This is a genomic window from Pandoraea pnomenusa (assembly GCF_000767615.3).
Taxonomy (GTDB): Bacteria; Pseudomonadota; Gammaproteobacteria; order Burkholderiales; family Burkholderiaceae; genus Pandoraea; species Pandoraea pnomenusa.
This window is the reverse complement of record NZ_CP009553.3, coordinates 235,649-253,577: the sequence shown is the minus strand read 5'-3', so window position 1 is coordinate 253,577 and position 17,929 is coordinate 235,649. Positions and strand designations below refer to the sequence as shown.

At 66.2% G+C, this 17,929-nt stretch carries 16 protein-coding genes; 2 read left to right on the top strand and 14 right to left on the bottom strand.

Annotated features, from left to right (window positions below; all coding sequences use genetic code 11):
• Positions 1–57 precede the first annotated feature (57 nt).
• Complete coding sequence (locus LV28_RS25190; RefSeq protein WP_023598483.1) at positions 58–1,194, top strand: methyl-accepting chemotaxis protein; 1,137 nt, start codon at positions 58–60, stop codon at positions 1,192–1,194.
• 83 nt (positions 1,195–1,277) lie between these two features.
• On the opposite strand, the gene LV28_RS25185 is transcribed toward LV28_RS25190, so the two are convergent.
• The 10 genes from LV28_RS25185 to LV28_RS25140 form a co-directional block, all read right to left on the bottom strand.
• Entirely contained in the window at positions 1,278–1,691 is a 414-nt protein-coding gene (locus LV28_RS25185) for a secretion protein (RefSeq protein ID WP_023598482.1), read from the bottom strand.
• 113 nt (positions 1,692–1,804) lie between these two features.
• Positions 1,805–2,503: a hypothetical protein gene (locus LV28_RS25180; protein WP_038619183.1), complete on the bottom strand. Its 699-nt coding sequence runs from the start codon at positions 2,501–2,503 to the stop codon at positions 1,805–1,807.
• A 71-nt stretch (positions 2,504–2,574) separates the two neighbouring features.
• Complete coding sequence (gene sctE, locus LV28_RS25175) at positions 2,575–4,107, bottom strand: type III secretion system translocon subunit SseC family protein (RefSeq protein ID WP_081326786.1); 1,533 nt, start codon at positions 4,105–4,107, stop codon at positions 2,575–2,577.
• On the bottom strand, positions 4,104–4,640 hold the full coding sequence (locus tag LV28_RS25170) for a type III secretion protein (RefSeq protein ID WP_023598479.1): 537 nt from the start codon (positions 4,638–4,640) through the stop codon (positions 4,104–4,106). The genes sctE and LV28_RS25170 overlap by 4 nt, the downstream gene beginning before the upstream one ends.
• On the bottom strand, positions 4,637–5,263 hold the full coding sequence (locus LV28_RS25165) for a hypothetical protein (RefSeq protein WP_023598478.1): 627 nt from the start codon (positions 5,261–5,263) through the stop codon (positions 4,637–4,639). The genes LV28_RS25170 and LV28_RS25165 overlap by 4 nt, the downstream gene beginning before the upstream one ends.
• Positions 5,264–5,332: 69 nt before the next feature.
• A complete protein-coding gene (locus tag LV28_RS25160; RefSeq protein WP_025250147.1) occupies positions 5,333–5,857 on the bottom strand; it encodes a hypothetical protein in 525 nt (174 codons plus the stop codon).
• A gap of 11 nt (positions 5,858–5,868) precedes the next feature.
• Complete coding sequence (locus tag LV28_RS49065) at positions 5,869–6,228, bottom strand: hypothetical protein (RefSeq protein WP_031627493.1); 360 nt, start codon at positions 6,226–6,228, stop codon at positions 5,869–5,871.
• 402 nt (positions 6,229–6,630) lie between these two features.
• Positions 6,631–10,293, bottom strand: a complete 3,663-nt coding sequence (locus LV28_RS25150; RefSeq protein WP_038619189.1) for a hydantoinase B/oxoprolinase family protein — start codon at positions 10,291–10,293, stop codon at positions 6,631–6,633.
• Between the two features lie 249 nt (positions 10,294–10,542).
• A complete protein-coding gene (locus LV28_RS25145) occupies positions 10,543–11,868 on the bottom strand; it encodes an MFS transporter (RefSeq protein WP_023598474.1) in 1,326 nt (441 codons plus the stop codon).
• Positions 11,869–12,221: 353 nt separating this feature from the next.
• The gene (locus tag LV28_RS25140) at positions 12,222–13,028 is read right to left on the bottom strand and encodes a putative hydro-lyase (protein WP_025250144.1); all 807 of its coding nucleotides are present in this window, start codon (positions 13,026–13,028) and stop codon (positions 12,222–12,224) included.
• 219 nt (positions 13,029–13,247) lie between these two features.
• Here LV28_RS25140 and LV28_RS25135 point away from each other — a divergent pair, with 219 nt between their 5' ends.
• On the top strand, positions 13,248–14,180 hold the full coding sequence (locus LV28_RS25135) for a LysR family transcriptional regulator (protein WP_023598472.1): 933 nt from the start codon (positions 13,248–13,250) through the stop codon (positions 14,178–14,180).
• 3 nt (positions 14,181–14,183) lie between these two features.
• Here the strand turns inward: LV28_RS25135 and LV28_RS25130 are convergent, their stop codons facing one another.
• The 4 genes from LV28_RS25130 to ctaD are packed head-to-tail and all read right to left on the bottom strand — an operon-like array spanning position 14,184 to position 17,767.
• A complete protein-coding gene (locus LV28_RS25130; protein WP_038619195.1) occupies positions 14,184–14,549 on the bottom strand; it encodes a cytochrome C oxidase subunit IV family protein in 366 nt (121 codons plus the stop codon).
• An 8-nt stretch (positions 14,550–14,557) separates the two neighbouring features.
• The gene (locus LV28_RS25125; RefSeq protein ID WP_023598470.1) at positions 14,558–15,250 is read right to left on the bottom strand and encodes a heme-copper oxidase subunit III family protein; all 693 of its coding nucleotides are present in this window, start codon (positions 15,248–15,250) and stop codon (positions 14,558–14,560) included.
• Between the two features lie 52 nt (positions 15,251–15,302).
• Entirely contained in the window at positions 15,303–15,938 is a 636-nt protein-coding gene (locus LV28_RS25120; protein WP_048806477.1) for a cytochrome c oxidase subunit 3, read from the bottom strand.
• The gene (gene ctaD, locus LV28_RS25115; RefSeq protein ID WP_038619198.1) at positions 15,935–17,767 is read right to left on the bottom strand and encodes a cytochrome c oxidase subunit I; all 1,833 of its coding nucleotides are present in this window, start codon (positions 17,765–17,767) and stop codon (positions 15,935–15,937) included. The genes LV28_RS25120 and ctaD overlap by 4 nt, the downstream gene beginning before the upstream one ends.
• Positions 17,768–17,929: the final 162 nt, after the last annotated feature.

Below are 17,929 nucleotides of genomic sequence, written 5' to 3'. Positions count from 1 at the left end.
CTCGATTCGCCAGGCACTCAGCCGGCGCCAACGCAGCGCACGTTTGGGAGATCGACCATGGCAGCACCCGAGAGAATTGTCGAGCTGGCACATTCCGTCAAGCATGTCGCCGACGACAAGATCGCGACCATCGAGCACATCACACGCGAAACGAAGTACCTGGCGCTCAATGCGCTCATCGAAGCCGCTCGCGCGGGCGATGCCGGCCGCGGCTTTGCCGTGGTGGCGAACGAAGTCAAGCATGTCTCGGAACGCATCACGGACATCGCGCAGACGCTGACGTCGGAACTGGCCGGGTCGCTTGCCGAACTCTCGGCGCTGGGCGACAGCATGATCGGGCAGCTCGAGCAGCATCGCGGGCAGCGCCTGACGGATCTCGCCCATCACATGATCGAGATCATCGATCGCAACCTGTACGAGCGCTCGTGCGACGTGCGCTGGTGGGCCACCGACGCCGCCCTCGTCGACGTGCTCGGCGCGCCGTCGCCGCAGGCCGTGCGCCACGCCTGCCAGCGGCTCGGCGTGATTCTCGACAGCTACACCGTCTACCTCGACCTGTGGGTGGCCGACGCGTCGGGGCGCATCGTCGCGAACGGGCGTCCCGACCGCTACCCCGGCGTCATCGGCGCCGACGCCTCGCGTCACCCATGGTTCCTCGCCGCGATGCGCACGCCCAGCGGCGCCGATTACGCCGCGTTCGATGTGCGGCGCGCCAAGCTGCTTCACAACGCCGAAGTCGCGACCTACGCGACGGCAATTCGTGAGGATGGCGAAACACATGGCCGCCCCATCGGCGCGCTGGGTATCTTCTTCGACTGGGCGCCGCAGGCCAGGGCCGTGGTGCAAGGCGTGCCGCTCCTGCCCCATGAGCGGGCCGTCACGCGCTGCCTGTTGCTCGACGCCGAGCATCGGGTGCTGGCATCGTCCGACGGCGAAGGCGTATTGCTGGAGCGCTTCGCGCTGCGGCGCCAGCGCGGCGCGACCGGAGCGAACGCGGCGTCGAGCGGGTTCTACCATGCGGACGGTGACGGAATGATCGGCTACGCGCTGACGCCAGGCTACGAAACGTATGAGGGACTGGGATGGTATGGCGTGGTGCAACAACGGCCCGAAAGCGCCGCATCGGGCATGGAGCGCACCAGCGCGGTGCCTTCAGCCGCTCAGGTCGCGACGGCGAATGCCATTGCCGCGTGATCGCGGGCCAGCGAAGCGGTGCGGCTGTGAGCGTTTGCCGGGATGCGTAGCGGGTAGCGCACCGGGAAGCGCAACGGACGGCGTCAGCGGCAGAACACGAGCCAGCGGTCGCCGTCTTCCTCGCGCCAGACTGCGCCTTCGCGCTCGAGGACCGCCCCGAGGCGCAGCCGTATCGTGCGCAGGCGTGCGTCGCTCACGCCGGGGAAGATCATGCCGCGCACGTAGCAGACGTGCGGCACTGTGCGCAGCAGCGTGCGAATCAATTGACAGAAGCGGCGTACGGCGTGCTCGCCGGACGCCGCCCGTTCGTCGAGCCGGAAGTCGGTGATCGTCAGCACGAAGCCTGCCGCCACCTTGTCGAGACGGTGACAAAGCGACAGTTCGCCGTTTTCGACACGGTGACCGAGCACGATACGCGTGCGCTCGCAGACCTCCGTGCGCGCCGTGAAACGGTGGGTTCTGAAGAATGCCGCAACGGCGCGCTCGCAGACTGACATGGTGGTAGGAAGAGTGAGGCGGCGTGGGAACCGCGCCTGGGTCACGATCGGGTCGGAACCGGCGTGGCCGACGACAGCCACGCCGGGATCGAAGGCTCGCGGCGAATGCCGGATCAGCGGATGGCTTCGTACAGCTTGCCCAGATGCTGGCCGGCCATGCCGAAAAGTTGCCGGGAGACGTCTCGCAACTCGGCGCTTGCCGCCTCGATGCGCTGACGCAGACGGTCGTTGGTACGGCGCGTCTCGTCAGTCAGCGTGGTGGCGAACTCTCCCACCACGTCGTTGTCCCGTCCGCGGTTCGACAGATCGGCCGCGGCGAATTCGAACGCCGGCTTGCCGAACTGCCCCGCGCCGCTCACCACGCTGCCGAAGGCCTGCCCGATTTCCAGCCTGTCGCGCATGCCGTAACGCGCGCTCACCATGCTACCGCCCAACGACAATGCCCCCGAGAACAGCGATCCGCCCGCCGATGTCATGGCCGCGTCGTAGTGCTTCCGGTTGGCGCGATACTTTTCGTCGCGCGCCGCCACACCGCGCGAGAACGTCAGTACGTCGTGGCGCGAGCGGTACGACTGATCGGTGTTGCGCTCGCCCGTGCGAATTTCCATCATCAGTTTCACGAGCCGCATCAGCGTCACCAGGCCGTCCGTCGCGTTGCCCCGCGTCACCACGCCTGGCGCCACCGGGCGCTTCGCAGCCGCCGATGGCGCCCCCGCTGCCGCAGGCCTGGCGTCGGAAGCGCCGCGTGGATCGCGCGGGTCGCGTGGGTCGCGTCGGGGGTACCAGTCCTCTCGTATCGTCATATCGATCATCTTCATCTCCCGCAAGGGCATGACGCGGCGCGGTGCGCGTCACGAATCAAGGAATGCGAACGTCGCGCCGCTCAGGCCATCGACGCCGCTATGCGAATGCGCAGCGCGCCGGTGCTCGCGACGGCTTCGCTCGCCGTCTGCGCCGCGTCGCCCTGCTGCGCGGACAACGCCTGCATGCGTTGGGCAAGACGTCGCTTGTCGTCGCCGTTCATCTCCATGAGGAACTGGAGCCAGGTCGTCTCGACCTGCAGGTCACGCGCCTCGCGCTGCAACTTCGCGCGCTGGATGCCGATGGCGCCCGCGGTAATGTCGCGTCCGGCCACCATCGCGCCGCGCAGCACCGCCGAGAGCGACCACATGCCGCGCAGGATGGCCCGGCGACCCTGCGACGCTGCCTGACTGCCGAACGCCCTGGTCACGTCGGCCGCCCTCACCGCGACGCCCTTCGCCACCTGCTTTGCCGTCGATTTGACGACGTTGTCGAAGGCGCGCGACACCATCTGTTCGACCATCTGCTGCGTGAACTGCTCGGCCATGCGATTGAACCCACGCCGCGCGAGTTGCCGTGCGGTACGTGTGCCACATTGCGCGAGCGACCGGCCAACGCGCTTGCCGACTTCCATGCCGACCTGGTACGACACCTCGGAGACCACGCGTGCGCGGATCGCGCTCACGGCGGCATCGTCGCCTGCCTTGACGGCCTGCGTCAGTGCCTCGCCCGCCCCGCCCTTGAACGCGCGCGTGGCCGCTTTCGTCACGGATCGCGAGGCGAGAAAGCCGCGCACAGACGTCCCGAATCCGACAACCATGCCCAGCGCCTGAAACGCCATCTGCGCATGCCCCCATTTCGCGGCTTCCTGCTCGTAGTATTCCGCGTGCTTCGGATCGATCAATGCCATCGTCTTGCAGACCGCCGAGCCAATGCCCGCGATGCCGGCTCCCACGTCGGCGATGCCGCCGGCGATCATCAGCGGATTCATCGTCAATACGCCGGTCACGACCTTGACAACGCCCACGACGAGATCGATCGCCGCCGTGATCCAGTCGAAGATCGCGCCGAACACGCCGCCCTTGCGCGCCTTGTCGGCGTCCGCGGTCATGGCGTCCATCTGCTCGCGAAACTTCTGAATGTCCTCCTGACGCAGCTTCTCCTGACGTTCGGCCAGCAGCGCCAACGCCGTCTGCGTTGACTTAGCGGTGTCCCCCAGGGCTTGCATGGCGATCATCGACGCGACCATCACGAGCGTCGACGGGTCCAACGTCTCCACGCTCTCCAGGTCGGTCACGCCGAACTGCCCATCGGGTCGCACGCCGTTGGCCGCCAACGCCCCGCTCATCAGATGCAGACGTTGCAGCACGCGGGCGAATGCGTCATCGGCGTCGTGCCAGTCGACGCCCGCGGGCGCGTCGGGCAGGAAATCTTCCGGCCCGAGCCAGTCGCCGCGGCCGTGCGGGCGGCGCGAGGTCCCGCCGGCATCGGGCATCGAGCCCGGCGCCAAGGGGGCCGTCAGGCCGGAAGGCAACGCGGGAGGGGAAGCGCAACCCGGTGCGTCGGCGAGCCATGTCGTGCGGGAGTTCGCGACTGCGGCACCTATCGTGATCATGGGTTTCCTTTGGATGAGGCGTTGGACAGGGCATCGCACCGGGCGCTCGCCGAGCGCGCCAGGGCCCGGTGCTGCGGAAGATCGCCACACAGACGTTGCGTCGCGCGATACGCCTTCAGGGCGAAATCGACATTGCCCGCGCCCTCGTAGCTGACGCCGGCGAGATACGGGGCGCGCGGATCGGCTGCACGGATCACGCCGGCCTTGGCGAAGCACGGCAGCGCCTGCTCGTGGTGGCCCAGGCGCTGATAGCAGAGGCCGAGGCCGAACCAGTCGTCGAACGACCACTGGTCGAGCGTGGCGAGCAGGAAATACACGCGCTGGGCCGCGGCGATGTGGCCTTGCGAGAAGCGATGACGCGCATGCGCACGCACGCGCATCAGATCGGACACGTCGATATCGGCGAGCATGCGCAGTGCCCCGCCTCGCGAAAAGAAGCGGGCGAAGATCGCCTCGATCTCGGCGGACAGATGCGCCGACACCTCGGGCGTGGTCGGCAAAGGTGTGGCCAACGTTCCCGACTTCGCGCTCATGAACGCATCGATCCGTTGATCTGGTTGAGCTGCTGGCCTCGCGAGCTGATGATCGTGTTGGCGAGCGTGGAAACGCCGTTGTATTCCTGCAGGAACTTGTTGATCTCGATCTGCTCGATCGTGCGGCTGTCGGTCGCCTCCTCGCTGCGGCTCTCGGCGGCGGCCTTCAACGCGCGCAGATGATCGGCACGGTAGTCGCCCGAGGCCCCTGCGGGACCGGCGTAGCCGGCTTCGCCAAACTTCTTCGCACGCGACTCCCAGGCCTGCAACGTCTTCTTCGTGCCGCTGTCGTCCACCGTGATCAACAGGTCGTGCGTGTCGAAGAATTCGCGAATGCCGTCGCCGACCTTCGTGGTCTTCGATGTATCGGTGCCGAGCTGGTTGATGAGCGTTTCGATCTGGTTCGCGACGTCCCGCGCCTGGCGGCCGTGCGACTGGCGCGAGCGCATGAGGTCGATCTTCTCCTTGGCGTCGCTGCCGCTGGCCTGCATCAGCGTGGCCGCATGCGCCAGCAGCAGGGAATGGATGTCGATGGCTCGGCCGGCGGAGAACGACGGGGTGGCAGGAGATGCGAACGATACCGCAGCACCATGAGCTTGACGGGTCGGGTCGATATTGATCATGAGGAAATCCCTGGCGTGAGAAAAAATCGGAATGGGTAGCGCATGGCGTTCGCGCCCCGACACCCGGTGTCAGAGACTGGCGACGATCTTGCCCATGATGTCGCGCAGTTTCGCGATCACGGCGTTGTTCAGTGTCAACGCGTTTTCGTAGCTCGACAGAAACTGCCGGAGCTCGATCTGCTCGACAGTGCTCGACTCGCTCGCACCGGACACCATGGACGTCAACGAGGTCTTCAGGGAGCGCACGCTCGAGGCGTCGAAGCCACTCGACGCCTGCGACGACGACAGCAACCCCTGGCGTACAGCGAAATCGCGCAGGGCATCTGGCAGCGGTTCGAGCGCGCCGTCGCGAACAAGCCGTCGATGCATCCGGTCGAGCGTCGCGATCCACTGGCGCGCCTGGCTCGCATCGGCCATGCGGGCGCGGGTCGACGCCATCCACTGGTCCACCTGGGTGCGAAGGCGCTCCATCTGGTCGCTCGCGCGCGCCATCGTTTGCAGCAACGGGTTGTCGCTTGCGGAGGAAGGGGGCGCGAACGCATCCGAAATGTCGCCGCCTGGCGCGGCAGTGCTACTGACGATGCGATAGATCATGAGTTCGCTCCTCAGACGCATGCGCGATACTTTGCCGCCGGACGGCCGGGGGAGCGATCCGCGGATGCGCTCAACGACGCGGGCATCTGGGCGCGCAAACGCTCGATGGCATTCGCAAGCGAGGCGGCCATGCGGCCGATCTCGCGCTCCTCGCGCTGGAATGACTCGCTGTCGAGCAGGGCATCCAGTCGCGCGAGCTTCGCGCGCGCCTGTGGCGAGCCGTCCTGCTCGAGCTCGCGTATCTCGGCGAGCGCGGCCTGATAGTCCTGCATCTGACGTTGCAGACGGCGGCCGGCCATCTGCATCTCGCCGCACAGACGTTCGTACTGAATGCGCAACGCGTCTTGCGTCGAAGGCGTCGAGGCGCTCACTGAGGACGAAAACGAGGACGAAGATGAAGACGAAGATGAAGACGAGGAAGCCCCGGAAGACGCGGGGTCGGAAGACAGCGACGATGCGGCAGGAGCCGGCAGGGACTTCGCGCCGGCGGCAACGGCAGGCGGGGAATCGGAGCGCGGCGGGATGCGCGATCCGGCATGGGAGTGCTGCGACGATGCGGACATTGAGGAAACCTCCGTGCGTAACTGTCGTCATTCACGACAGCGGCATCGTACGGAGGTCCCTCACGGGCACCTTTGCAAAGCCCGTCAATCCTTCCGGGAACCGGCCACGCTTCATCCGTTTCCCATAGCTCCCGGAATTTCCGGCGTTGGCGAGACCGCGCGCATCGCGTTGCACGATGCGCACCGTCTACCGCGCTTGCGCCGGCGCGCTCACGCCGCGCCGAAGCCGCCGCCGCCCGGCGTTTCGACGACGAAGATATCGCCAGGCCGCATCTGCGTACGCCCGATATGTGCCAACGGCTCGCGCGTCCCGTCTACGCGTTCGACGTAGTTCGCACCCAGCGCCCCCACCGCGCCGCCCTGGGCACCGAACGGCGCATGCACGCGGTTGTTCGAGAGGATCGACGCCGTCATCGGTGTGAGGAACCGGATGCGGCGTACGGCGCCGTTGCCGCCGTGCCAGCGGCCCTTGCCGCCCGACCCCACGCGAATCCTGTGGCTCTCCAGACGCACGGGATAGCGCCACTCCAGCACCTCCGGGTCCGTCAGTCGCGAATTCGTCATGTGGGTCTGCACGGCGTCGGCGCCGTGGAAGCCGTCACCGGCCCCGCTGCCGCCCGCGATGGTTTCGTAATACTGGTATGTCTCGTTGCCGAACGTGAAGTTGTTCATCGTTCCCTGACTCGACGCAACCCGTCCCAGCGCACCGTAAAGTGCGTTGGTGATGGCCGATGACGTTTCCACGTTGCCCGACACCACCGCCGCCGGATAAACGGGATTGAGCATGGACCCCTGCGGCACGATCACCGTCAGTGGCTTCAGGCAACCGGCGTTCAGGGGAATGTCGTCATCGACCAGCGTGCGGAAGACGTACAGCACGGCGGCCATGCAAACGGCGCGCGGCGCGTTGAAGTTGTTCGGCAACTGTGCCGAGGTGCCTGTGAAGTCGATCGTCGCGCTCTGCGTTGCCCGATCCACGCGAATCGCCACGTGGATCTCGGCGCCGTTGTCGAGCGCATATCGATATTGCCCGTCGGAGAGCGCGCCGATCACGCGTCGCACGGCGGCCTCCGCGTTGTCCTGCACGTGTCCCATGTAGGCCAGCACGACGTCGCGTCCGAACTCGCCCACCATGCGGCGCAGCTCGTCCACGCCCTTCTGGTTGGCCGCCACCTGTGCGCGCAGGTCCGCCATGTTCTGATCGATGTTGCGTGCCGGGTAGCGGGCGCCGGCGAGCAGTGCGCGCGTCTCGCGGTCGCGCAGTTCGCCAGCGGCGACCAGTTGCCAGTTGTCGATCAGCACGCCCTCTTCCTCGACGTGCGTCGAATCGGGCGGCATCGACCCCGGGGTGATGCCGCCGATGTCGGCGTGATGCCCCCGCGAGCCCACGTAGAACAGCGGCTCGGCCGCGCCCTGTGCGTCGTCGTTCACGAACACGGGCGTAATCACGGTGACGTCCGGCAGGTGTGTGCCGCCGTGATACGGATCGTTGAGCATGAAGACGTCGCCGTCGCGCATTTTGCCGCGATTGCCTTCGATGACCGTCTTGATACTCTCGCCCATCGATCCAAGATGCACCGGCATGTGCGGTGCATTGGCAATGAGGTTGCCGTGTCGGTCGAAAAGCGCGCACGAGAAGTCCAGGCGTTCCTTGATGTTGACCGAATACGCCGTGTTCTGCAGACGCAGCCCCATCTGCTCAGCGATCGACATGAACAGGTTGTTGAAGATTTCGAGGCGCACCGGATCGGCCTGCGTGCCAAGCCCCCGTTGCGATGCGCGTGGCACCACGCGCGTGAGCACGAGGTTGCCCTGCGAGGTCATTTGCGCCTGCCAGCCCGGCTCGACCACGGTCGTGCCGCTCTTCTCCGCCACGATGGCGGGGCCGTCGACGATATCGCCCGCCAGGAGCGTGTCGCGGGCGAACAGCGCCGCCTCGCGCCACTCGCCGCCCGCGTAGAGCCGGACATGATCCACCGGCTGCGGTGCGCCCGACGAACGGGTGTCGAGCGGCGCAATGTCGACGGGGGCGTCCGAGCGTCCGATGGCCTCTACCGAGGCGACTTCGACGATCAGTGCCGCACCGTCCATCAGGAATGAGTAGCGCTGACGATAAGCCGCCTCGAACGCCGAGCGCATTTGCACGACGTCGCCGAACGGCACGGCAATCGCCGAGTCCGTGCCTGCGTAGCGCACGTGCACGCGGCGCACCGTCTCGATGCGCGAGGTTGGCACGCCCTGCGAGAGCAACGCGTTCACTGCGTCGTCGGCGAGCGCGCCGAGGGCGTCCTCGAGTGCGGCCATGCCATCGTCCGAGAGCGGTGCCTCGATCATGCGCTCGCGCATCGCTGTCTGATCGGCGAGCCCCATGCCGTAAGCCGACAGCACACCGGCGAGCGGATGCGCGAAAACCTTCGTCATGCCCAGGGCGTCGGCCACCCCGCAGGCGTGCTGACCGCCCGCGCCACCAAACGTCGTCAGCACATAGCGGCTCACGTCGTGACCGCGTTGCACCGAGATTTTCTTGATGGCGTTCGCCATGCTGCCGATCGCGATTTCGAGGAAGCCTTCGGCGAGGGCCTCCGGCGTCTGGCGGCGCCCGGTGGCCTGCTCGATCTCGGCGGCCAGGGCGGTGAACTTCGCCACGACGACATCGCGATCCAGCGCCTCGTCGGCGCGCGGACCGAACACCTTCGGGAAATGCGCGGGCTGAATCTTGCCGAGCATGACGTTGCAGTCGGTCACCGTGAGTGGGCCGCCGCGACGGTAGGCCGCCGGCCCCGGATTCGCGCCGGCCGAGTCGGGCCCCACGCGCAGGCGCGTGCCGTCGAACGACAGCACGGAGCCGCCGCCCGCGGCCACCGTATGGATGCTCATCATCGGCGCACGCATGCGCACGCCCGCGACCTGCGTCTCGAAAACACGCTCGAATTCGCCGTTGTAGTGCGAGACGTCAGTGGACGTGCCGCCCATGTCGAAGCCGATCACCCGTTCGAACCCCGCCGCGCTCGATGCGCGCACCATGCCGACGATGCCGCCCGCCGGGCCGGACAGGATGGCGTCCTTGCCCTGGAAGTTGTCGGCGCGCGTGAGTCCGCCGCTGCTTTGCATGAACTGGAGGTTCACCCCCGGCATTTCCTGCGCGACCTGTTCCACGTAGCGCCGAAGAATCGGCGAGAGATACGCGTCGACGACCGTCGTGTCGCCGCGCGAGACGAGCTTCATGAGCGGCGACACCTCGTGCGAAGCCGAGACCTGGGTGAAGCCGATGTCGCGCGCCAGCGCGGCGAGCGCCTTCTCGTGCGCCGTGTAACGGTAGCCGTGCATCAGCACGATGGCGAGCGAACGAATGCCCTGCGCATGCACGCGCTGCAGCGCTTCGCGTGCCGATGCGAGATCCAGTTCGCGCACGACCTCGCCATGGGCGCCCACGCGTTCGTCGACCTCCACGACCTCGGCGTAAAGCGCCTCGGGCAGTGCGATGTCGAGATCGAACAGCCGTGGCCGGTTCTGATAAGCGATGCGCAGCGCATCACGAAAGCCCCGCGTCGTGACCAGCGCGAGCGGCTCGCCCTTGCGTTCGAGCAACGCATTGGTCGCCACGGTCGTGCCCATCTTCACCATGTCGACGCGCTCGGGCGTGATCGGCTCGCCGGGGGCCAGGTCCAGCAGATGGCGAATGCCCGCCACGGCGGCGTCGCGATACTGTTCCGGGTTTTCGGACAAGAGTTTGTGCGTGACGAGCGTGCCATCCGGGCGCCGGGCGACGATGTCGGTAAAGGTGCCGCCGCGGTCGATCCAGAACTGCCATCGCGAGGCGGTTTGATGCGCAGGCGCGCGGTTTTGGGCGGAGGGCGTGAGAACGTTCGTCATGGGGTCACTCGCAATTCAAAACAAAGGGCAACGGGCAATCGAATACGTGCGCTGCGATGCCGAAGGCCGGCCGTACGGCGGCGGGCGCAGGGCGCACGTGTCCCGGCGCGGGCGGATCCGACATTGCCGGACACGGCCGCACATCCATCTCGCGATCGGGAGGTCATGGGTTGGGAAAGGCGCGGCAGCGAAAGCTGCCGCGGTGAATCATGCTTGCGTGCCGCGCCGCGGCATCGCGTCATTACCTCATCACGGCTGGCTCGCCTCGACCGATTCGAGTTCTCGGCCACGCGTCTCCGGCAGCGTGAGCGCCGCGAGAATCAACACCCCGTAGGCAACCCCGGCGAAGATGCCGATCGTCGTGCCGAGGCCGTATTGCTTCGAGAGCATGCCGATGAGGAACGGAAACAGCGCGCCGACGGCACGGCCGACGTTGTAGCAGAAGCCCTGGCCGGAACCGCGCACTCGCGTCGGGAACAGTTCCGTGAGGAATGCGCCCATGCCGCTGAAAATGCCCGAGGCGAAGAAACCCAACGGGAAGCCGAGCCAGAACATGGCGCTGTCGGTGAGCGGCAGCGAGGTGTACGAGAACGCGATCACCATCGAGCCCACGGCAAACAGGATGAAGTTTGGTTTGCGCCCGAGCCGGTCGGTCAGATACGAGCTCGCCAGGTAGCCGACCCACGACCCGAAGATGATCATCGCCAGGTAGCCGCCGGTGCCCATGACCGTGAGATGGCGCTCCGTCTTCAGGTACGTGGGCAGCCACGTGGTGATGGCGTAGTAGCCACCTTGCGCGCCGGTCGTGAGCAATGCCGCGCGGATCGTCGTCGAGAGCAGTGCCGGGCTGAAGATCGCGGCCAGACCGGGGCCGGCATCGGACGTCGACTGCTTGGCCTTCTCCTTCTGGTAGACCTCGGGTTCCTGCACATAGCGACGGATGAAGAGCACGAGCAAGGCCGGCAGCAGGCCGATCAGGAACAGCGCGCGCCAGGCGAGTTCGGCGGGCATGAGCGAGAACAGCACGGCATAGAGAATGGCCGTCAGGCCCCATCCGATGGCCCAGCCCGATTGCACCAGTCCAACGGCCTTGCCCCGGTCGCGAGCGCGAATGACTTCGCCGATCAGCACGGCGCCCGCCGTCCACTCCCCGCCGAAGCCGAAGCCCATCAATGCGCGGGCGGCGAGCAACTGGTGGTAGCTCTGCGCGAGACCGCACAGGCCGGTAAACACCGCGAACCACAGCACCGTAAGCTGCAACGTGCGCACGCGGCCGATGCGATCCGACAGAATGCCGGCGACCCAACCACCAAGCGCGGACGCGAGCAGCGTGAGCGTGCCGATGAAGCCCGCGTCGGCCAGGCTGATGCCCCACGTCGCCACGAGCGTCGGAATCACGAAGCTCAGCATTTGGGTATCCATGCCGTCGAGCATGTAGCCGACCTTGCAACTCCAGAACGCGCGCTTTTCACGCGGCGTGGCGTCGCCATACCAGCCGAACAGGCTGCCGCCCGTTTCCGACGATGTCGCGGGGGTCCCGGAAACGGGGGGCGCGAGAGGGGTTTTGCTTTCCATGAGGATGAGACTCCGGTGATGTCCTGACTTGCCGTGTGGTGCCCTTGGGCCGCGCTTGGGTCGCCCGATGTCCTCGGTTCGCTGTGTCGTGCGGGAGACGACAGGCGTGCGAGGTCACCGACGGGCGACAACTCGCCCGCCGCTGTCCGTCATGGCGCGGTTCTCTTGTAGTGCGTGCTGCGTAATGCTTGCTACGTAGTGCTCGCTGCGTGAAGCTCGCTGTGTAATGCGTGCTGCGTAGTGCCTGCTGCGTAGTGCCCGACGCCGATGCCGGGGGTCGGGTAACGCTTACGTCCTGCTGCGGCGCCGCGATGAAACGACGTCCGCCGCGGCGCACTGCGCTGGCGGCCGGGTCAGAAGACCGCCAGCGATGCGTTCGGGATGTCCGTCATGAGCATGTAGCCCGGACGGTGCGCGATCGCGAGCGGCAGTTTCGCCCCCATGAGCGCCGTTTGCGGCGTGACGCCACACGCCCAGTACACGGGCAGTTCGCCCTCGCGAATCGTCACCGCGTCGCCGAACTCGGGCTTGTCGAGATCGGCGATGCCCAGTTCGCGGGGGTCGCCGATATGGACCGGCGCGCCGTGCACCGCGGGGAAGCGGCTCGTGATCTGCACGGCGCGAATGGCATCGGCGCCCTTCATCGGGCGCATCGATACGACCAGTTCGCCGCCGAACTTCCCGGCGCGCTGATTCGCGATGGTCGTGCGGTACATCGGCACGTTGCGCCCCTCTTCCACGTGACGCAGCGGTATGCCCGCCTTGGCGAGCATGTCCTCGAACGAGAACGAACAGCCGATCGCGAACACCACGAAGTCGCTCTGCCAGTACTCGGCCAGATTGTCGACCTGTTCGGCAAGCTTGCCGTCCCGGTAGATGTTGTAGCCCGGCACGTCGGTGCGGATGTCCACTTCGCGGCCCAGCGCCGGCACATGCCATTGCCCCGGCTCGCCCACGCCGAGCAGCGGACATGCCTTCGGATTGCTCTGGCAAAAACGCAGGAAATCATGGGCATGCGCCACCGGCAGGATAGCCAGATTGGCTTGCGCGAAGTCGCCGCAGTAACCGGCCGTCGGTCCACGAAACTGCGCGCTGCGCACGGCCTGGCGGAATTCGAAGGGCGTGAGGGTTTCGCGTTGCGCAAGCAAGTCGTTCGGCATGGCTGGGTGGTTCATGGCGGTTCCGGCGGGAAGGAAAGACACCGTGACGGCATCGGATGGGTGAAGCATAGAAAGAAAAAAATGTTGTCGCTAACGAGTTTTTCTACGCGCCTTTGTATAGAATTTCTTAACAACTTCGCGGGTTTTCCCGAGGTTCGTTGCATTTATTTTCATCGTCTCATTGCCGGTTTTGGGCAGCCTCCCGGCCGGCCGAATCTCATGAACACGCGATTTCTCGAAACGTTCGTCACGCTGGCCAAGCTGCGCAACTTCCGCGCCACGGCCGCCGCGCTGCATGCCACGCCCGCGGCGATATCACAGCGTCTGAAGGCGCTGGAAGAGGAATTGAAGACGGCGCTTGTCGATCGCGACAGCCGGGAGTTCCGCCTCACGCCGAACGGGGAGTACCTGCTCGGCTATGCCCGGGCCGTGGTCGAAGCGGCGCGGCGCCTGCAAACGGCGGCGTCCGGCGAGAGCACGTTGCGCGGCCGCCTGAGGCTGGGCGTGATCGAGACGGTCGTCCATAGCTGGCTGCCGAACTACATGCGACGTCTCGCGGCCGACTATCCCGCGCTGGAAGTTGAGCTGACCGTCGACGTCTCGGTGCAATTGCAGCGCCGACTGATCGCCGACGAACTCGATCTCATCATTCGGGTGGAAGGCAGTGACGACAGCAGCGTGGTGTGCGATGCGCTGGCCAACTATCCGGTGCACTGGATCGCACGCACGGGCATGTTCCCGAATGTACGCAGCGGTCTGGCCAAGCAGGTGCTGCAGCACCCGATCCTGACCTACGGACGCGGCACCGCGCCGCACCGGGCGCTGGAGGACATCGTGGCGAAACTGGCGGGCGTGCACGGCGTCGCGCTCTCCGAGACGCGCATCACTGGCTCGCCGTCGATCGCCGTGATCGTGCAATTGGTGAAGGACGGATTTGGCGTGGCGGCGATTCCGCGGCTATTCGTCGACGACCTGATCAAGCGGGGCGAGGTCGTGGAGCTGCCCTTGCAGCCGGCGCCGCCCTCCATCGTGGTGTCGATGTCGCGTCGCGCCGACGCGCCGCTGTTCGTGCACGGCGCGGCGACGGCCGCGCGCACGGCCTGCTCGGAATACTGTGCCCGCAGCGACCGCCGCCTTGTGGAATTGCTGTGATGCCTAGCGGAAGTGGGCGAGCCGCGTGAGGAACGTGTAGTCGGCCTCCGCCGCCATCAGACTCATCAACACCAGCAGCGCCAGCGGCGGAATCAGGATCGCGTAGATGAGCGCGAGGCGCTCCCAGCGCATGTGCATGAACACCGCCACGATCAGTCCGGCCTTCGCGACCATGAGCGCGAGAATCAGCCCCCAGCGCAGATAGCCTTGCAGATTGGCGTAGTCCACCAGATACGAAAACGTGGAGAGCACGAACAGCAGCCCCCACACCTTGAGATAGATGCCGACCGGGTGTTGCTGCGCGCCGTGATCGTCGGAGGACGTCGCCGCGTGAGGCGCGGTGGAAGTCGATGTCGCAGAGGTTTGCATCGCTCCTCCTACCAGAGATAGAACAACGCGAAGATGAACACCCAGACCAGATCCACGAAGTGCCAGTAGAGGCCGGCGATCTCGACGAGTTGATAATTGCCGCGGCGCTCCAGCGTGCCGTTGAGCACCTTGCGCATCACGGTGAGCAGGTAGACGACGCCGGCGCTCACGTGCAGCCCGTGAAAGCCCGTGATCATGAAGAAACATGCGCCGAACTGCGCCGCGCCCATCTCGTTGCCCCAAGGGCGGACGCCTTCATGCACGATCAGGTTCGTCCACTCGAAGGCCTGCATGCCGACGAACGCGACGCCCATGTACGCCGTGGCCAGCATGCAGGCGGCCGTCTTGTCGCGGTCGCGCCGGTACGCGTAATTGACCGCCATCGCCATCGTGCCGCTGCTGGTGATGAGCGTGAAGGTCATGATGGCGATCAGCAGCAGCGGCACGGGGTGGCCGTTCACGTCGAGCGCGAAGATCTCGGCCGGGTTCGGCCATTGGGCGGTGGTCGACATGCGCACCGTCATGTAACCGATCAGGAAGCTGCTGAACACGAACGTGTCCGAGAGCAGGAAGATCCACATCATCGCCTTGCCCCACGGTACGCGGAACGTCGCGCGATCCGACGACCAGTCGGTGACGACGCCGCGCCAGCCGCCGGGCGGCTCGGCTGCGGAGGATGCGACGGACGATGGCGTGTTCACGATCGGACTCCTTGCCTCTGGACAATTGCGCCGGCGACGACGGATCGGTGCTTCACGGGCTCACGCCCCCGGTGCCGCACAGGCGCTGCGCGATCTCCGGCGTGAGGTTGACCACGGCCGCGAACAGCACCACCCAGAGCACGAACAGGAAGTGCCAGTACTGCGCCGTCAACGACAGTCGGCGCGCGCGCATCGCGTGCGCGAGCCGGTGCGGCAGCAGGCACGCCCAGGCCGCCAGCCCTCCCAGCAGGTGCAACGCGTGCAAGCCGGTGAGCAGGAAGAAGAAACTGTTCGCGGGATTGCCCGCCACACCGAGCTGGCGCACGGTCAGGTCGCGCCAGACCCAGAGCTGTCCGGCAACGAACGCGATCGCCAGCACGCCGGCAAGCGCCCAGTCGCGCCGCGATCGCCGCAGCTCGCCGTGCCGCGCCTGCGAGGCCGACGACTGCATCACGATGCACGCGGCCGCGAGCACGCCGGTGTTGACCCAGAGCGCATTGACAGGCGGCAGCGGACGCCAGTCGCCCTGACTCATGCGCATCACGTAGGCCACGAGCATCAGCGAGAACAACATCCCGATGACCCCCATCAACCCCCACAGGGCGATCTGCGACGGCGCACGCCGTCGGGGCTGCACGATAGGCACGCCGCCGGGCGGCAGGGACGGCCAGGAGGGCACGGGTTTCATGGCGTGGCTCCCTTGGGCGACTCGGGTGGCGGCGGTGGTGGCGTCGCCTTGCCACCGTGCAGCGCCGCCGAATCGCCCTGCACCAGCGTGGCGGGGCGGCGCGGGTCCGGGGCGAGATTCTGCGGCACGAAATCGTCGATGTCGCCCGGCACGCTGTACTCGTAAGGCCAGCGATAGACCGTTGGCAGCACGGGCCCCCAGTTGCCGTGTACGGGCGGCATGTCGGGCGTCTGCCATTCGAGCGAGGCGGCCCGCCATGGATTCGCCCCGGCGGGCTTGCCATGCCTCACGCTCCAGGCGAGGTTGAACAGGAACAACAGTTGCCCGAGCGCGACCACGAACGCCGCGATCGAGATATACGCGTTCATGGTGTGCGCCGAATCGGGAATGAAGCTGTAGTTCCGAAACTCGTAGTAGCGGCGCGGCATGCCGAGCACGCCCAGGTAGTGCATCGGGAAAAAGATGGCGTAAGTGCCGAGGAACGTGATCCAGAAATGCCACTGCCCGAGCCGGTCGTTCAGCCGACGCCCCGTGATGAGCGGATACCAGTGGTAAATGCCCCCGAAGATCACCAGCAGCGGCGAGACCCCCATCACCATGTGGAAGTGGGCGACCACGAAGTACGTGTTCGACAGCGGCATGTCCACGCTGACGTTGCCGAGGAACAGCCCCGTGAGGCCACCGATCACGAAAGTGCTGATGAAGCCGATGGCGAACAGCATGGGCACCGTGAGATGGATGTCGCCGCGCCATAGCGTGAGCACCCAGTTGTAGACCTTGATGGCCGTCGGAATCGCGATGATGAGCGTGGTGGTCGCGAAGAAGAATCCGAAGTACGGATTCATGCCACTGATGAACATGTGGTGGGCCCACACCACCACCGACAGCGCGCCGATGGCGAGAATCGCCCAGACCATCATGCGATAGCCGAAGATGTTCTTGCGCGCGTGCACGCTGATCAGGTCCGAGACGATGCCGAAGGCGGGCAGCGCCACGATGTACACCTCCGGATGCCCGAAGAACCAGAACAGATGCTGGAACAGCAACGGACTGCCGCCGCGATACGCGAGCGGCTGCCCCATCGACACGAGCGCCGGCATGAAGAAACTCGTATGCAACGTCTTGTCCAGCAACATCATCACCGCCGAGACGAACAGCGCCGGAAACGCCAGCAATGCGAGCACCGTCGCCATCACGATGCCCCACACGGTGAGCGGCATGCGCAGCAACGTCATGCCTTCGGTACGCGCCTGCAAAACCGTGGTGACGTAGTTCAGGCCGCCCATGGTCGCCGCGACGATGAAGATCGCCAGCGAGATCAGCATGAGCACGATGCCCCACTCGACGCCGGGGGTACCGGGCAGAATCGCCTGTGGCGGATAGAGTGTCCAGCCGGCGCCGGTCGGTCCGCCCGGCACGAAGAAGCTCACCATGAGCACCACGACCGCCAGCAGGTAGACCCAGTAGCTGAGCATGTTCAGGAACGGGAAAACCATGTCGCGCGCGCCGACCATCAGCGGAATCAGGTAGTTGCCGAAGCCGCCGAGGAACAGCGCTGTGAGCAGGTAGATCACCATGATCATGCCGTGCATGGTGACGTACTGATAATAATGATTCGCGTCGATGAACGAGAACTTGCCGGGGAAGCCGAGCTGCATGCGCATGAGGTTCGACAGGACCAGTCCGACCAGTCCCACGGCGATGGCGGTACACGCGTACTGCACCGCGATCACCTTGTGGTCCTGGCTCCAGACGTATTTCGTCCAGAAGCTTTGCGGGCCGCCGTGATAACCGCCGGCATGGGCCGTGCTGTCGGAATCGCCGGTCATGAGTCGTCTCCCTGATCTGGGTACTGCGTGTTTTGCGGATGCGTTCCGTTCCTCTGACTTGCCTGACGAAATGATGCCTGCCGCGATGTGGCACCGGTCTAGGGCGTTGGTCGAATCATCGGCACGCCCGGTCGTGCGGGGCCCGGCGGCGACGGATTGCCC

Coding starts and splice junctions, on each gene's coding strand:
- LV28_RS25150 (WP_038619189.1), bottom strand. CDS start 10,293: ATGACGAACGTTCTCACGCCCTCCGCCCAAAACCGCGCGCCTGCGCAT.
- LV28_RS25145 (WP_023598474.1), bottom strand. CDS start 11,868: ATGGAAAGCAAAACCCCTCTCGCGCCCCCCGTTTCCGGGACCCCCGCG.
- LV28_RS25160 (WP_025250147.1), bottom strand. CDS start 5,857: ATGATCTATCGCATCGTCAGTAGCACTGCCGCGCCAGGCGGCGACATT.
- LV28_RS25130 (WP_038619195.1), bottom strand. CDS start 14,549: ATGCAAACCTCTGCGACATCGACTTCCACCGCGCCTCACGCGGCGACG.
- LV28_RS25185 (WP_023598482.1), bottom strand. CDS start 1,691: ATGTCAGTCTGCGAGCGCGCCGTTGCGGCATTCTTCAGAACCCACCGT.
- LV28_RS25140 (WP_025250144.1), bottom strand. CDS start 13,028: ATGCCGAACGACTTGCTTGCGCAACGCGAAACCCTCACGCCCTTCGAA.
- LV28_RS25190 (WP_023598483.1), top strand. CDS start 58: ATGGCAGCACCCGAGAGAATTGTCGAGCTGGCACATTCCGTCAAGCAT.
- LV28_RS25170 (WP_023598479.1), bottom strand. CDS start 4,640: ATGAGCGCGAAGTCGGGAACGTTGGCCACACCTTTGCCGACCACGCCC.
- LV28_RS25135 (WP_023598472.1), top strand. CDS start 13,248: ATGAACACGCGATTTCTCGAAACGTTCGTCACGCTGGCCAAGCTGCGC.
- LV28_RS25180 (WP_038619183.1), bottom strand. CDS start 2,503: ATGATCGATATGACGATACGAGAGGACTGGTACCCCCGACGCGACCCA.
- sctE (WP_081326786.1), bottom strand. CDS start 4,107: ATGATCACGATAGGTGCCGCAGTCGCGAACTCCCGCACGACATGGCTC.
- ctaD (WP_038619198.1), bottom strand. CDS start 17,767: ATGACCGGCGATTCCGACAGCACGGCCCATGCCGGCGGTTATCACGGC.
- LV28_RS25165 (WP_023598478.1), bottom strand. CDS start 5,263: ATGATCAATATCGACCCGACCCGTCAAGCTCATGGTGCTGCGGTATCG.
- LV28_RS25120 (WP_048806477.1), bottom strand. CDS start 15,938: ATGAAACCCGTGCCCTCCTGGCCGTCCCTGCCGCCCGGCGGCGTGCCT.